The following is a 12,921-nucleotide window of genomic DNA, read 5'->3' as shown; positions in this document are numbered from 1 at the left end:
GGCAGCCGTTCCGCGGCTGCCTGCGGGCCCAGGACCAGGACTCCCGAGGTCCGGTTCAAGACCGCCCCCGGGGCTCGGAAGGCGCTTGAGCAGGCGGACCTGAATGCCCGGCGCGTCAGTTCCGGCGGCGGGCCCGGGCCGCCCAGATCGCGTACGCCGGATCCCGGTCCAGGTTGTGCCGGTCCCGGTCGTACCGGCGGGTGGTGCGCGGGTCGGCGTGTCCCATCGCGTCCTGCACGTCCTCCAGCGGTACCCCCTCGGCCCGGGCCGAGGTGGCGAAGGCGTGCCGCAGCGAGTGCGGGGAGAGCCGCTCCCAGGCCGGAATGCCCGCCGCCCGGGCCAGCCGGCGGACCAGCCGGAACACGGCGTGCCGGTCGAGCCGGTTGCCGGTGGCGGTCACCAGCAGCGCGCCGGTCAACTGCTCCACCGGCCGCCCGGCCACGATCGCGCGGGCGGCCAGGTAGGCGTCCACCGCGTACGCCGAACCCGGGGTCAGCGCCCGGCGGCGGGCCCGGCCGCCCTTGCCGACGAACCGCACGCTGCGGTGCCCCCGCTCCTGGCCCAGGTCGGTCAGGTCCAGCGAGACCAGTTCGCCGACCCGGAGCCCGAGGTCGGCGAGGAGGGCCAGCACCACCCGGTTGCGCAGCGCGGTGGGGCCGGTGTCGGCCTCGGCGGCGGCGAGCAGGGCGTCGACCTCATCCGAGGTCAGGCCCACGGTGGCGGAGTGGTCCCGGTCGACCCGGGGCCGGTCGGCAGCGGAGACCGGATTGCCCGGCACCGCCCCGAGCTTGCCGAGGAACGTGTACCAACTGGACAGCGCGGAGAGCTTCCGGGCCACCGTGGCCGCGGTCAGCGGGCGACCGCTGCGCGGATCGACGCTCGACTCCAGCTCCCGGGCGTACGTGTTGACGTCCAGGAATGTCGCGCCGAGCGGGTCGAGTGCCCGGCCGCCGCACCAGCCGAGCCAGCCGGCGATGTCCCGCCGGTACGCGGCCCGGGTGTGCTCGGACAACCGACGGTTACGCAGCCATGCCTCGGTGAAGTCGGCCGGGGCGGGCATCGACACCGATCGGGGTGTCGTCCGGCGAACCAGGGTGGATCGGGACACGCGAGAAAGTTTTTCAGACCATTCGCCCGAGACCTCGAAGACGCGCCCGGCGATCTCCAACTCTCGGAAATACCGGGATAATCGTGCACGGGTGCGCGCCGGCCGACTGGTCTCACCGCTCCTGCTGTTGTCGGCCCGGGCGGATGACGGCGCAGGAGCTTCCCGCCGCGCTGCAGGCGTCGGTCCGGACGGTCCACCGGGACGTCGAGTCGCTCGGCGCGGCCGGAGTACCCGTCGCCGACCGGGATCCGGCCGGCGGCTGCCGGTCGTTCGACGGCTACCGGACCGGGCCGACCACCGACGAGGCGCTGGCGCTGTTCCTGGCCGGCATGCCCGGCCAGGCCGCCGCCCGGGACGGCCGACGCGCGCCGGTCCAGGTGTCGACCGGACGGGCGCGCGTCGGTGGTACGCGGGGAATCAGGAGTTGATCTGGCGCGGGCCGGCACCGGAGACGGTGACCTCGACCCGACGCGGCTTGGCCCGCTCGGCCACCGGAATGCGCAGGGTCAGCACGCCGCTCTCGTAGCCCGCCTCGAGCTTGTCCGTGTCGAGGGTGTCGCCGAGGAAGAGCTGCCGGGTGAAGATCCCCATCGGACGTTCCGCGGCGACGAGTTCCACCTTGTCGCCGGTCGGCCGGCGCCGCTCGGCGCGGACGGTGAGCACGTTGCGCTCCACCGTGCACTCGATGCTCTCCGGGTCGACGCCGGGCAGGTCGAAGGCCGCGTAGAAGTAGTCGCCGTCGCGGTAGGCGTCCAGGTGCATGACCGCCGGGCGGCTGGTGGTGCCGAAGAAGTGCTCGGCGATCCGGTCGATCTCGCGGAATGGGTCGGTACGCATCAACATCGTCGATCCTCCTCGGTTCTCCTGGCCGAAGGTTAAGTTGAGTCGAGGTGACTCAAGTTCTCCTCCTTATTACCGCGCCCACGGCTCCGGCGTCAACCCCGACCACGCGACGTCAACCGAGCCGCTTCTCGAACCAGTGGTCGGCGTACGGCGAGACCGCGTAGGCCGGCACCTCCCGGTAGCCGTGCCTGGCGTACAGCGCCCGGGCCTCCACCAGGTCGTGCCGGGGCGGCCAGCCGCATCGTCGTTGCCCCGTACGCCGCCGCTGCCTCCTCCACGGCGGCGAGCAGCCGTGCCCCGCCCCCGCGCCGTCGCGCGCCGGCCCGGACGAACACCCGGGTCACCTCGGCGTACGGCAGGTCACCCAGCCGTACCCCGGCGCAGCCGGCCGGCTCGCCGTCGTACCAGCCGACCAGGAACAGCCCGGTCGGCGGGGTCAGGTCGTCGCTCGGCTCGTCCGCCAGCACCTGGTCGATTTCGGCGTCGTCGGTCGGCCGGTGATGGTACCGGCCGACGATCTCGGTGTAGTAGTCACGGAGCAGGGCACGGGCCACCGGTCCGTCGACGGGCTCGGCGCGGACCGTCCAGCCCAGGGTCAGGATGTCTCCCACCCGGTCAGTCTGGCCGGCGCGTCCAGCGGTTTTCCCCGCTCCGGGCAGGTGGCGCGGGGCGACCGGTCAGCGGACCGCCGCGACCGACGCCGGTTCCGGAGCGGCTTGCGGGCCGGTGCCGACCGGGCGCCGCACCCCGGGGACCGCGGCGGTGCCGAGGCAGGCCACCGCGACTGCGACGGCGGCCAGCGCCAGTGGCACGGTGGGCGACCAGGCGTCGGCGGCGAGCGGCGCGAGCGCGTACCCGAGGGGCATCGCGGCGAGCGAGAGCAGCCAGTCGTAGGAGGTGACCCGGGCCAGCACGTGCGGCGGGATCTCCGCTTGGACGACGGTCTGCCAGATCGGGTTGAGGAAGCCGAGGGCGGCCAGCGCGACGCCGTACGAGACCACCACGGTCCAGGCTGGAGCGGCCACCGCGAAGAGGGTGAGCGGCAGCGCGTACGTGGCCAGGCCCAGGTTGGCCACCAGGATCGGCCGGCGCAGCCGGGCCCGTCCGGCCAGCAGGGAGCCGACCAGCAGACCGACCGCACCCGCCTCGAGGACCAGTACCCAGACGCCCTCGCCGCCCAGCCGGTCGATCGCCACCGCCGGGCCGAGCGTGACCAGCACCGCCGCCACGCCGTTCCAGACCGCGTGCGCCACCAGGCTGCTCCAGTACCAGTCGCGGGAGCGGACCTCGGACCAGCCCTCGCGCAGGTCGGCGAGGAGTGGGCGGCGCTGCACCGGGGTCCGGCGTACCCGGAGCACGGCCAGCAGGGCGGCGCTGACCGCGAAGCTGGCGCCGTCGAGCACGAACGCCCAGCCGGGGCCGGCGGCCCAGATCAACGCGCCGGCCAGCGCCGGTCCGGCCAGGCCGGTGACGCTGCGGGCGGCGCCCAGCGCCGCGTTGGCCCGCTGCCGGCCGGACGCGTCGACCACCCCCGCGACCAGCGGTGAGGTGGTGGGCATCGCGAAGGCGGACGCGACCCCACCGACCGCCGAGGCGACGGCGATCGACAGCAGGGTCGGATCGCCGCCGAGCAGTTCGACACCGACGAAGACCTGGGCGGCGCAGCGGACCAGGTCGCTGCCGATGGCCACGATCCGGGGATCGAGCCGGTCGGCGAGTACCCCGCCGAGGGGGAGCAGCAGCAGTCTCGGCACCATCGCACAGCCGAGTACCAGGGCCAGGGCGGAGCTGGAACCGGTGGTTCGCAGCACGGCGAGGGCGAGCGCGGCCGGCACGACGGCGTCGCCGAGTGCGGAGAGCGTACGGCCGAGGAAGAGCAACTGGAAGGCGCGCAGCCGGAGCGGGTGGGTCACGGCTCGGAGGTTATTTCGAAGCCGAATCTTTCGTCAACGAATAATTCCGCTTCGACGTAGGATCGTGGCGTGGAGCACCAGGAGGACTGGACCGACGGGCACGTCGCGCGCTGGCTGCCCGTGCTACCCGACCTCGACCCGGACGTGGAGGGCACGGTGACCCGGGCGAAACTGCTGGCCCAGCACCTGCGCCGGGTCCGGGAGAAGTCGCTGGTCGACTTCGACCTCCAGCGGCCGGAGTTCGACACCCTGCACGCGCTCGCCGGCCGGCACGGTCGGGCGGTGCCGTCCCAGCTCGCCGACGACCTCAACCTGGCGCCGCCCTCGGTCACCGCCCGGATCGACGCCCTGGTCGCCCGCGGCTTCGTCCGGCGGACACCGTCGGCCACCGACCGGCGCCGGGTCGACATCGAGCTGACCGAGCAGGGCCGGGCCGCCTGGCTCGGCGCGATGGACATCCTCGGCGACGAGGAGTACAGGCTGCTCGGCGCGCTGACCGCGGACGAGCGGCGTACCCTCTCCGACCTGCTGCGCCGGGTCATGCTCGCCGCCGAGCGCCCCCCGACGCTCTGACCGAACAAGTGGCCCGCCCTGGCGGTCACAGCTCGAACAGGTCCCGCAGCGCCTCGCCGATCCGGGCCATGCTCGCGCCGGTCGCCATCCCCACCCGCTCCACCGCCACCGCCGCCGGAACCCGGCGCAGCCGGTTCACCACCACGACCCCGGTGACCGGATCCGTCTCGGCCAGCGGCACCACGAACGGCGGAAGTTCGCTGCTGCGGCGCTGCCGGACGATCGGGGCACAGTACGGGGAGGTGGACGGCCGGTCGTTGTGCCCCTCGCCGGAGAGCACGATGACCCGGTGTCTGGCCTGCTGGGTACGGTCGCCGACGGTCCAGATCTCGCCCCGGTTCACGCGGCGCCGGCCAGATCGGACCAGCCCGCGTCGACCCGGTCGGCGTAGCGGTCGAAGGCGTCGAGTTCGTCTCGGACCTCCGGATTGGCGGCCAGCCACGCCTCGTGCTGCCGAGCCGCGGCGCGAAGCGCCTCCTTGCGGGCCGCACGGTCGATCCAGGCCGACAGGGACAGGCCGTCCTGCTTCGCCGCGGCACGGGCTCGGGCGAGCGTGTCCGGGTTCAGGCTGAGCGTGACCTTGTCCGCCATGTCCGCGATGGTACGCCCGGTGGTGTCGGCGGAGGTATCCGCGCGGGTGTGTCGGGGCGGCACCGGGGACCGGTCAGCGGGCCGGCGCGACCAGCCCCAGCTCGTACGCGATGATCACGAGCTGTACCCGGTCCCGGGCGTCGAGTTTGGTCAGCAGCCGGGCCACATGCGACTTGGTCGTCGCCATCGTGATGAACAGCTCCTCGGCGATCTCGCTGTTCGAGCGGCCCTGCCCGATCAGGGTCAGCACCTCCCGCTCCCGCTCGGTGATCCCGGCGACCGGGCGTACCCGACGGGCGGCCGGCGGGGCGGCCTCGACGAAGCCCGCGATCAGCCGGCGGGTCACGCTCGGTGCGATCAGAGCGTCACCGGCGGCGACCACCCGGACCGCCCCGAGGATGTCGTCCACGGCCATGTCCTTGACCAGGAAACCGCTGGCACCGGCCCGGAGTGCGCCGTAGACGTGCTCGTCCTCGTCGAAGGTGGTCAGCACGAGTACCCGGGTCGCTCCGTCACCGGCCACGATCTGCCGGGTCGCCTCGATACCGTCCATGCCGGGCATCCGGATGTCCATCACCACCACGTCGGGCCGGACGGCCCGGGCCAGCTCGACGGCCTCCGCACCCGTGCCCGCCTCGCCGACCACCGACAGGTCGGGGGTGTCGGCGATGAGGACCCGCAGCCCGGAGCGGACCAGCGGCTGGTCGTCGACGAGCAGTACCCGGACGCTCATGCCGGCACCGCCCGGGTCTCCGGCAGCGGCAGCCGGGCCGCCACCCGGAAACCGCCGCCGGGGACCGGTCCGGCCGCGAAGTCGCCGTGCAGCAGAGCGACCCGCTCCCGCATCCCGGCGATCCCGAACCCGCTGGCCGCGACCGGCCCGCCGCGCCCCTCGTCGACGATCTCGACGTGCAGGTCGTGCTCCCGGTAGTCGAGGGTGACCCGGCACCGTCGCGTACCGGCGTGCCGGACGACGTTGGTCACCGCCTCCTGCACGATCCGGTACGCGGACAGCTCGATGTCGGCGGGCAGCGGACGCCGCTCCCCCCGCCGGCACAGCTCGACCCGGACCCCGGCCTCCGCCGTCGCCTCGGCCAGCCGGTCGAGGTCGGCAAGCCCGGGCGCCGGATCCCGGGGCGCCGGGTCGGACGGGTCCGCCTGACGCAGCCCGCCGAGCACCCGGCGCAGGCCGGCAAGGGTCTCCCGGCTGGTCGTCTCGATCGCCCGCAGCGCGGCGCCGGCCTCGGCCGGCTGCGTCTGGATCACCCGGCTACCCACCCCGGCCTGGATCGCGATGATGCCGATGCTGTGCGCCACCATGTCGTGCAGTTCGCGGGCGATCCGCAGCCGTTCGGCGGTGACCGCCTGGGTGGTGGCCTGCGACCGCAGCGCCTCGGCGTACCGCCGCCGGGCCCGCACCGAGTTGCCGATCATCCAGGTGGCCAGCATTCCCAGGGTGGGGATCTCCGGCTGGAAGACGGCATTGTCGCCGAGGTCCAGGTAGCCGATCATGATCTCGGCGCAGAGCGTCAGTACGGCGACGGTCACCGAGAGTCGACGGGACCTGGTCGCCGCGACGAACCCGACGACCAGGTTGATCGCCAGCAGTTGCAGATACCGGAGGTCGGCCAGGTAGTCCTGGTACCACGAGTGGATCATCACCGTCATCGCCGCCGACCCGAACAGCATCAGCGCCAGGGTCGCCAGCGGGCTGCGCCGCAGCAGGACGGCGGGCAGCGCCATCACCAGGGCCGGCAGCGCGTACCGGGGGATCGTCTCCAGGATGCTGTAATAGCGGTCGGGACCGTCTGAGACGATTGTCACGGTAAGGACCAGTAGCACGGGGAACGCGGCGATTCCGCACCAGACCAGCGCCGTCCGCAGCCCCGCCGGCAGGCGGTGCCGCAGCGGTGGCCGGAGCAGGTGCGGGGTGGCGTCCACGCGGCGAGACTAGCCACCGGCCGGCCGGCGCGGCATCCGTCCACGGACGTAATCCCGCAGGCTGGCGCCGCCCGGACGGTTGCCGCCGCCGGCCCGATGTCCCGGGCCGCCCGATTCGGCAGCGTTGCGGTCGTGATCGAAGTCAACGACCTGACCAAGCGATACGGTCGCAAGACCGCCGTCGACGCTCTCTCCTTCACGGTACGGCCCGGGCACGTCACCGGCTTCCTCGGTCCGAACGGTGCGGGCAAGACCACCACGCTGCGGATGATCCTCGGCCTGGACGCGCCGACCCGGGGCACCGCCACGGTCGGCGGCGTGCCGTTCCGGACCCACCGGCGCGGGCTGCGGCACGTCGGTGCCCTGCTCGACGCGAACCACGTGCACGGCGGACGCAGCGCCCGGGCACATTTGTTCGCCCTGGCTCGCAGCAACGGCATCCCGCCGCGCCGGGTGGACGAGGTGCTCCGGGAGGTGGGCCTTGCCGAGGTGGCCCGGCAGCGCGTCGGCGGGTTCTCCCTCGGCATGAAGCAGCGACTCGGCATCGCGACGGCACTGCTCGGCGACCCGCCGGTGCTGCTCTTCGACGAGCCGATCAACGGGATGGACCCCGAGGGGGTGCGCTGGGTCCGGCACCTGTTCCGCCGGCTGGCCGCCGAGGGCCGGACGGTCTTCCTCTCCAGCCACCTGATGACCGAGATGGAGAACACCGCCGACCAACTCGTCGTGATCGGCCGGGGCCGGCTGGTCGCCGCCGAGTCGCTGGCCGGCTTCGCCGCCGGCAGCGGCCGGCGCAGCGTGCTGGTGCGTACCCCACGGGCCGTCGAACTCACCGCGCTGCTGACCGCCGCCGGGGCGCGGGTGGAGGCGCAGGAGAGGATCGATTCCGAGGTACCCACGCTGACCGTCACCGGGCTGCTGGCCGAACAGATCGGCACCCTCGCCTTCGACCACCGGCTCGTCCTGCACGAACTGGCCACCCGGACCGCCTCACTGGAGGACGCCTACCTGGAACTCACCGCCGACCGCGTCGAATACCTGGCGGGGCAGCCCCGATGAGCACCGACACCGACACCTCGGCACCGACTCCGGCGCGCCGGGCCGAAGCGCTCGCCGCGCCACCTGCCCGGTTCCGTGACCTGCTCGCCGCCGAGTGGATCAAGGTCTGGTCGCTGCGCTCGACACCCTGGACGCTGCTGCTCAGCACGCTCTTCGTCGTCGGCACCGCCACGATGGAGGCGCTCGACGACTACCGCGACTTCCCGAGCATGAGCCCGGAGACGCAGCGAGAGCCGATGTTCGCGCTCTCCGACGCGTTTCCGCTGATGGGCTACTGGACGCTGGCCCTCGTCGCGATCAGCGCGGGCGCGATCGTGGTGGTCGGCGAGTACGGCAGCGGCCTCATCCGCACCACCACCGTCGCGGTGCCGGCCCGCGGCTCGGTGCTGCTGGCCAAGGCGGTCGTGGTGACCGTGCTCTGGACGGTGGCCGGCACCCTCGCCGCGACCGGCGCGTTCACGGTCTCCCAGGCCATCCTGAGTGGGCGGGACGCGGCGATATCGATCACCGAACCGGTCGCGCTGCGCGCCCTGGCCGCGTCCGCGCTGCTTCCCACGGTCTGCGCGCTGATCGGACTGGGCCTCGGAGTCCTGATCCGGCACGCCCCCACCACGATGGTCACCGGCATCTTCACCCTGCTGATGCTGCCGCAGTTCTTCTCGATCCGGACGCGGTGGACCGCCGAGATCAACCACGCGATGGTGCTCACGGCATGGCAACGGTTGACCGCGATGTGGGTACCGCCGCCGGGTGACGGTTTCTACCGGCCCGACGTCGCCGGGTCGTGGATCGTCTACGCCGCCTGGCCGGTGGTCGCGATCGTCGTCGCCCTGATCGTGGTACGCCGCCGCGACGTCTGAGCGGCCGCCCCGGACCGCATACCGGCCACGGTCGCGGTCCGGGGCGGCCGCCCGATCGGCTCGTACGTCGCGACGGTCTGCTCGGCCCGATCCGCTGCGAGTGCTGGCGGGCGTCGGCGGCGTGCTGTTGATCCTCGTCGGACATACGCCCCGGCGACCATCCGGCGGGCGATCTCGTTCATGATGGCGTCGTCGTCTTCTTCCACCGTGCGGTGTGCGAATCGAACCGGAGGCCCCTCCCCCGACCCCGGCCGGGGCGTACGGAGTGCGGGGTGGCCGGACACCGAAGGGCTCGGGAGGTTGGGGCGTGCGTCGCAGGTACGGGACATCGGCACCTCGTCGCCGACGTGGTGACCGTCGGCGGCTCGGGTGACCTGGTCGGCCCGGCGTGGGCGACGGACCGGGACGGATCGTTATGGGCGGGCATGAACGGCGTCACCGCACAGGATCGGCGATGGCTCAGGGCGGCCATCGAACTGTCTCGTCTCTCGCCACTCTCGCCGACCCACTACGCCGTCGGCGCGATCATCGTCGACCGGCACGGCATCGCGCTCGCCACCGGGTACACCGGGGAGACCGATCCGCACTACCACGCGGAGGAAGCCGCTCTGGCCAAGCTCGCCGGCCGCGCCGACCTGGACCTGTCCGAGGCGACGATCTACACCTCGATGGAGCCGTGTACCGCCCGCAGGTCACGGCCGGATCCCTGCACCGACCTGCTACTCGATGCCGGCGTCGCGCGGGTGGTGCTGGCCCTGCGGGAGCCGCTCCTCTTCGCCGACTGCGACGGCGTGGAGACCCTGCGCGGGGGCGGGGTCGACGTTGTCGAGATCAGCGAGTTGGGGCCCCTCGTTACCGCGATCAACGCCCACGTGCTCGGGTCCGCTGACCGTCCCCGGAACGACCGGTGAGGCCGGTGGTCGTCGTCCGTCAGGCCGTCGCCGGATGGAGACCGTCCAGCAGAACGGTGCAGTACGTGTCGGTGCGGCGTCGAGATGCGCGTCCCCGCCACCGGACGCGCGCCGGTCTGGCCGAGCAGCAGTTCCGCGGCCGCCGTGCGACAGCTCGTGGCAAAGCCGCCGAAGGGCTCTACTGCCCGACTCGGCCGTCGATGCGTTCACGTAGCAGATCGGCGTGCCCGCAGTGTCGGGCGTACTCCTCGATCCGGTGGACCCACAGTTCGCGGACGGCGAAGCTCTCCTTCCCGACCCGCTCACCCAGATCCGGATGCGCGGCCAACGCGGTGTCGGTGGCCGCCTGCTCGCGGGCGAGATCGGCGAATGCGCTGTCGACTACCGCCTGCTCAGCGACGGCTCCGTCGAAATCCGCGTCATTCGCTCCGTACAGTTTCGGTGCGGGGTTCTCTGGCCGGATCCAGTTACGCCAGTCCCGTTCCACCTCGGCCAGATGGCGGAGAAGTCCGAGCAACGACATGGTCGACGGAGGAACCGACCGACGAGCCAGTTGCTCCGGGTCCAACCCCTCGCACTTCATCCTCAGGGTCAGTCGGTAGTTCGTCAGGAAGTCCTGCAGCGTCGCCAACTCACCGTCCGGGCTGACCCCGTCGTTGTTTCGGGGATCCTCGTCGGGATCCGTCCACATGTCGGGGTAGACGCTGGCCTGGGTCCACCGCTCGGGTACGTCGCTCACCGTGTTGACGATGCTGGGCAGTGGACCCACACGCAAGCGAGTATCCAGGCGACGCCCGCCGCATCGCCGGCGACGATCGTGGCTGCTCTCGGTGACGAACCAGCGCCTCAGGAGACGTTCGCCGCACCGGTCCCGTTCCGTCGGCCGCTCCGGCGGGCACGGGCCGCCCAGATGACGTACGCGGGATCACGGTCGAGGTTGTGCCGGTCTCGGTCGTAGCGACGGGTCGTACGCGGGTCCGCGTGTCCCATCGCGTCCTGCACGTCTTCCAGGGACACCCCTTCGGCGCGGGCGGTGGTGGCGAACGCGTGCCGCAGCGAGTGCGGCGACAGCCTCGCCCAGGCGTGAATGCCCGCTGCCCTGGCGAGTCGGCGGACCAGCCGGAACACCGCGTTCCGGTCCAGCCGGGCACCGGTACCGGTGACCAGCAGCGGACCGGTCAACTCCGGCACACTCAGCCCCTGCGCCGCGGCCCGGGCGGCCAGATAGGCGTCCACCGCATACGCGGTGCCGGGGGTGAGGGCGCGGCGACGGACCTTGCCGCCCTTGCCGACGAAGCGGATGCTGCGATGTCCACGCTCGGTACCCAGGTCGGTCAGGTCCAGTGAGATCAACTCGCCGACCCGCAGCCCCAGATCGGCCAGCAGGGCGATGGTGGCCCGGTTCCGGACGGCGGTCGGTCCAGTGTCGGCCTCGGCCGCGGCCAGCAGCGCATCGACCTCGTCGGGGGTCAACCCGACGGTGGCGGAGTGGTCCCGGTCGATCCGCGGGCGGTCGGCGGCGGCCACCGGATTGGTTTCGACGGCGTGCAGCTTGACCAGGAACTCGTACCAGCTCGACAAGGCGGAGAGGCGGCGGGCGACGGTGGCCGGGGTGAGCGGGCGGCCACTGCGGCGCCCCAGCGTCGCCTCCAACTGACGGGCGTACGCGTTGACGTCGAGGAAGGTGGCCCGCAGCGGATCGAGGTCTCGGCTCCCGCACCAGCTCAGCCAGCCGGCGACGTCTCGCCGGTACGCGTCGCGGGTGTGCTCGGACAGCCGCCGGTTGTCCAGCCAGGCTTCGGTGAAGTCGGCGGGCCCGGCGGCTGCCAGCGCGGGGCTGCTCGACCTGCGGCGTACGACTTCGGAAGACAGCATGCGAGGAAGGCTCTCAGCTACCACGCGGATTTGTGCCGAGGCGCGCCCGGCAGAACGCCATCCTCGGTGGCCGCCGGTCGGGCCAGGACAGCGGGGGTATCGCCGCCGGCCACGGGGAAGATCGGAGCTGCCCGCTATCCTCCCGGCGTGCTCTCCCAGATCAGAGGCTTGTCCCGCCACTTCACCGAGGAAACGCTCCGGACCTACTTGTTGGACCGCTCGGTGCGCATGGCCGACGGCTGCCTCATCGTGCGCGGCTACGGTAGCCAGCGGGGCGTTCACCAGAAGATCGCGGGTCGGGCATGGGCCCACATCGCCGCATACGTCGTCTTCGTCGGCGACTACAGTCCCGAGTGGGAAGTCGACCACGTTTGCGGTGTGCCGGACTGTATCGAGCCGACCCATCTGCGTCAGCTCAGTCACGCCGAGAACTGTCGTAGCCGCAAGCAGCAACCTCGGTGCCGCAACGGGCACGACCGCGAGATCGACACCCGTACCGGCCGCTACCGCAAGGTCTGCCGCCGCTGCAACGGCGACGCGCAGAAGCGGTGGCGCGAACGGCAAGCACGCCAGGTTGCCGAGGGCCGCGCCAGCTACGGCCGCGCAATGGATTGACGCCGGCCGCGGGATCCGGGGTTCGCCGCCTCCGGGCGCTTCTGTTGAGCGACACCAGCACGTCGGTGGGAAGGGCGGCCGTCCGGCGGACCAACACCCCGGACGGTGGGGCAGCTACCGACGGTGCCCATGTCGGCGGCGCCCCGGACCGGGGATCAGACCGACGCCGGGTCCGGTTCGACGGTCGGTCCAGGCAGCTAGCCGGTAGTAGCGCTGGACGGTGCGGCGGACGGGAGAACGCCGACGCCGACGCACGGCGGGCGTCCGCCCCCAGGGTGAAACCGCTGACGGCCCGCCGACGATCAACATCGGGTACGGCCGCAGAGAGAAGCGCCTTACACCAGACTAATCGCTTACGGTAAAGAACTGTCATTATGATGTTCCGCGTCCCGGTCGCTCCGGCCGCCCCTCCGGTCCCGGCTACGGGGATTAATGAATTACCAGTAATGACAATCCGGCAATATCCAGTGACCCCGCCCACCCCTGGGTTGTCTGGGCGCCGGTAAGAAACGTCGACGTGGACCCGGGACGGCCGGCCGGGCCTCGACGACCCCTTCCCGCTGAGGCGTCCCGGTAGCGCTGACGAAGTCTCGTCGAAAACCGTTTGAGCCTTCGTTCCGCGTTCCCGTAGG

Annotated in this window: 16 protein-coding genes; 6 read left to right on the top strand and 10 right to left on the bottom strand. The window is 72.3% G+C overall.

Going from position 1 to position 12,921, the window contains the following annotated elements:
* Window positions 1-115: 115 nt before the first annotated feature.
* Entirely contained in the window at window positions 116-1,060 is a 945-nt protein-coding gene (locus tag ACQEVC_RS30900; protein WP_432891794.1) for a tyrosine-type recombinase/integrase, read from the bottom strand.
* A gap of 191 nt (window positions 1,061-1,251) precedes the next feature.
* Between ACQEVC_RS30900 and ACQEVC_RS30895 the strand changes: the two genes are divergently transcribed.
* Window positions 1,252-1,536, top strand: coding sequence for a hypothetical protein (locus tag ACQEVC_RS30895; RefSeq protein WP_432884521.1), 285 nt, complete (start codon window positions 1,252-1,254; stop codon window positions 1,534-1,536).
* On the opposite strand, the gene ACQEVC_RS30890 is transcribed toward ACQEVC_RS30895, so the two are convergent.
* The 3 genes from ACQEVC_RS30890 to ACQEVC_RS30880 form a co-directional block, all read right to left on the bottom strand.
* Window positions 1,526-1,951: an Hsp20/alpha crystallin family protein gene (locus tag ACQEVC_RS30890; RefSeq protein WP_432884520.1), complete on the bottom strand. Its 426-nt coding sequence runs from the start codon at window positions 1,949-1,951 to the stop codon at window positions 1,526-1,528. The genes ACQEVC_RS30895 and ACQEVC_RS30890 overlap by 11 nt on opposite strands.
* Before the next feature lie 92 nt (window positions 1,952-2,043).
* Window positions 2,044-2,562, bottom strand: a complete 519-nt coding sequence (locus tag ACQEVC_RS30885) for a GNAT family N-acetyltransferase (protein ID WP_432884517.1) — start codon at window positions 2,560-2,562, stop codon at window positions 2,044-2,046.
* A gap of 66 nt (window positions 2,563-2,628) precedes the next feature.
* The gene (locus ACQEVC_RS30880) at window positions 2,629-3,864 is read right to left on the bottom strand and encodes an MFS transporter (protein WP_432884514.1); all 1,236 of its coding nucleotides are present in this window, start codon (window positions 3,862-3,864) and stop codon (window positions 2,629-2,631) included.
* 69 nt (window positions 3,865-3,933) lie between these two features.
* Here ACQEVC_RS30880 and ACQEVC_RS30875 point away from each other — a divergent pair, with 69 nt between their 5' ends.
* Window positions 3,934-4,437, top strand: coding sequence for a MarR family winged helix-turn-helix transcriptional regulator (locus ACQEVC_RS30875; protein WP_346260724.1), 504 nt, complete (start codon window positions 3,934-3,936; stop codon window positions 4,435-4,437).
* A 25-nt stretch (window positions 4,438-4,462) separates the two neighbouring features.
* Here the strand turns inward: ACQEVC_RS30875 and ACQEVC_RS30870 are convergent, their stop codons facing one another.
* From ACQEVC_RS30870 to ACQEVC_RS30855, 4 genes are all read right to left on the bottom strand, one after another.
* The gene (locus ACQEVC_RS30870; RefSeq protein ID WP_432884511.1) at window positions 4,463-4,780 is read right to left on the bottom strand and encodes a type II toxin-antitoxin system PemK/MazF family toxin; all 318 of its coding nucleotides are present in this window, start codon (window positions 4,778-4,780) and stop codon (window positions 4,463-4,465) included.
* Window positions 4,777-5,028 carry a hypothetical protein gene (locus ACQEVC_RS30865; RefSeq protein ID WP_432884509.1) on the bottom strand — a complete coding sequence of 84 codons (252 nt, stop codon included), beginning with the start codon at window positions 5,026-5,028 and terminating at the stop codon, window positions 4,777-4,779. Before ACQEVC_RS30865 ends, ACQEVC_RS30870 begins: the two co-directional genes overlap by 4 nt.
* 73 nt (window positions 5,029-5,101) lie before the next feature.
* Window positions 5,102-5,761 carry a response regulator gene (locus ACQEVC_RS30860; protein ID WP_432884507.1) on the bottom strand — a complete coding sequence of 220 codons (660 nt, stop codon included), beginning with the start codon at window positions 5,759-5,761 and terminating at the stop codon, window positions 5,102-5,104.
* Window positions 5,758-6,969 carry a sensor histidine kinase gene (locus ACQEVC_RS30855; protein WP_432884505.1) on the bottom strand — a complete coding sequence of 404 codons (1,212 nt, stop codon included), beginning with the start codon at window positions 6,967-6,969 and terminating at the stop codon, window positions 5,758-5,760. Before ACQEVC_RS30855 ends, ACQEVC_RS30860 begins: the two co-directional genes overlap by 4 nt.
* A gap of 96 nt (window positions 6,970-7,065) precedes the next feature.
* Between ACQEVC_RS30855 and ACQEVC_RS30850 the strand changes: the two genes are divergently transcribed.
* The 3 genes from ACQEVC_RS30850 (at window position 7,066) to ACQEVC_RS30840 (ending at window position 9,799) form a co-directional block, all read left to right on the top strand.
* Window positions 7,066-8,028 carry an ABC transporter ATP-binding protein gene (locus tag ACQEVC_RS30850; protein ID WP_432891791.1) on the top strand — a complete coding sequence of 321 codons (963 nt, stop codon included), beginning with the start codon at window positions 7,066-7,068 and terminating at the stop codon, window positions 8,026-8,028.
* On the top strand, window positions 8,025-8,888 hold the full coding sequence (locus ACQEVC_RS30845) for a hypothetical protein (RefSeq protein ID WP_432884502.1): 864 nt from the start codon (window positions 8,025-8,027) through the stop codon (window positions 8,886-8,888). Before ACQEVC_RS30850 ends, ACQEVC_RS30845 begins: the two co-directional genes overlap by 4 nt.
* A gap of 425 nt (window positions 8,889-9,313) precedes the next feature.
* Entirely contained in the window at window positions 9,314-9,799 is a 486-nt protein-coding gene (locus ACQEVC_RS30840; protein WP_432891788.1) for a dCMP deaminase, read from the top strand.
* 178 nt (window positions 9,800-9,977) lie between these two features.
* Here ACQEVC_RS30840 and ACQEVC_RS30835 read toward each other — a convergent pair whose 3' ends face one another.
* Both ACQEVC_RS30835 and ACQEVC_RS30830 read right to left on the bottom strand, forming a co-directional pair.
* Window positions 9,978-10,538 (bottom strand): DinB family protein, encoded by a 561-nt coding sequence (locus ACQEVC_RS30835; protein WP_432884499.1) that lies wholly within the window; start codon window positions 10,536-10,538, stop codon window positions 9,978-9,980.
* A 107-nt stretch (window positions 10,539-10,645) separates the two neighbouring features.
* A complete protein-coding gene (locus ACQEVC_RS30830; RefSeq protein ID WP_432884497.1) occupies window positions 10,646-11,674 on the bottom strand; it encodes a tyrosine-type recombinase/integrase in 1,029 nt (342 codons plus the stop codon).
* A gap of 147 nt (window positions 11,675-11,821) precedes the next feature.
* On the opposite strand from ACQEVC_RS30830, the gene ACQEVC_RS30825 reads away from it, so the two are divergent.
* Window positions 11,822-12,289 carry an HNH endonuclease gene (locus ACQEVC_RS30825; RefSeq protein WP_432884494.1) on the top strand — a complete coding sequence of 156 codons (468 nt, stop codon included), beginning with the start codon at window positions 11,822-11,824 and terminating at the stop codon, window positions 12,287-12,289.
* The last annotated feature ends 632 nt before the right edge of the window (window positions 12,290-12,921 follow it).

The organism is Plantactinospora sp. CA-294935 (genome assembly GCF_050936445.1).
In the GTDB taxonomy this organism is placed as follows: Bacteria; Actinomycetota; Actinomycetes; order Mycobacteriales; family Micromonosporaceae; genus Plantactinospora.
This window is presented reverse-complemented; position numbering and strand designations above follow the sequence as displayed.

What these genes read in the sequence shown, in the direction of transcription:
- ACQEVC_RS30830 (WP_432884497.1), bottom strand. Translation starts at nt 11,674, where the DNA reads ATGCTGTCTTCCGAAGTCGTACGCCGCAGGTCGAGCAGCCCCGCGCTG.
- ACQEVC_RS30900 (WP_432891794.1), bottom strand. Translation starts at nt 1,060, where the DNA reads ATGCCCGCCCCGGCCGACTTCACCGAGGCATGGCTGCGTAACCGTCGG.
- ACQEVC_RS30860 (WP_432884507.1), bottom strand. Translation starts at nt 5,761, where the DNA reads ATGAGCGTCCGGGTACTGCTCGTCGACGACCAGCCGCTGGTCCGCTCC.
- ACQEVC_RS30845 (WP_432884502.1), top strand. Translation starts at nt 8,025, where the DNA reads ATGAGCACCGACACCGACACCTCGGCACCGACTCCGGCGCGCCGGGCC.
- ACQEVC_RS30890 (WP_432884520.1), bottom strand. Translation starts at nt 1,951, where the DNA reads ATGTTGATGCGTACCGACCCATTCCGCGAGATCGACCGGATCGCCGAG.
- ACQEVC_RS30850 (WP_432891791.1), top strand. Translation starts at nt 7,066, where the DNA reads ATGTCCCGGGCCGCCCGATTCGGCAGCGTTGCGGTCGTGATCGAAGTC.
- ACQEVC_RS30840 (WP_432891788.1), top strand. Translation starts at nt 9,314, where the DNA reads ATGAACGGCGTCACCGCACAGGATCGGCGATGGCTCAGGGCGGCCATC.
- ACQEVC_RS30895 (WP_432884521.1), top strand. Translation starts at nt 1,252, where the DNA reads ATGACGGCGCAGGAGCTTCCCGCCGCGCTGCAGGCGTCGGTCCGGACG.
- ACQEVC_RS30865 (WP_432884509.1), bottom strand. Translation starts at nt 5,028, where the DNA reads ATGGCGGACAAGGTCACGCTCAGCCTGAACCCGGACACGCTCGCCCGA.